The sequence below is a fragment of the Streptomyces sp. P17 genome (assembly GCF_032436805.1).
In the GTDB taxonomy this organism is placed as follows: Bacteria; Actinomycetota; Actinomycetes; order Streptomycetales; family Streptomycetaceae; genus Streptomyces.
Map to the genome: position 1 here is coordinate 1 of NZ_JAVRBF010001357.1, position 243 is coordinate 243.

Sequence of the window (243 nt, forward strand, 5' to 3'; positions counted from 1 at the left end):
CGTCGCGCTAGCTCGTGACGAGCTTCAGCTTCTTGTCCAGCACGTCGAGGACGCGGCGCAGCTCGTGGCCGCGCTTCAAGACCAGCCCCGTCGTCGTCACCACGCTATAGGCGCCCTGCTTGCGGGCCAGCTTCGGCACCTTCTCGACGCGGTAGAGCGGGTACTCGGCGGTGCGCCGGAAATTCGAGAAGGTCGCCGTCTCGCGCGAGAAGTCGATCGCATAGTCGCGCCACTCGCCCGCGG

General features: G+C 67.5%; 1 protein-coding gene. It reads right to left on the reverse strand.

Translation table 11 applies throughout. From position 1 onward, the window contains the following. Nucleotides 1–7: 7 nt before the first annotated feature. On the reverse strand, nt 8–243 hold a 236-nt coding region (locus tag RMT89_RS44965; RefSeq protein WP_315889522.1), incomplete at its 5' end, for a DUF2794 domain-containing protein.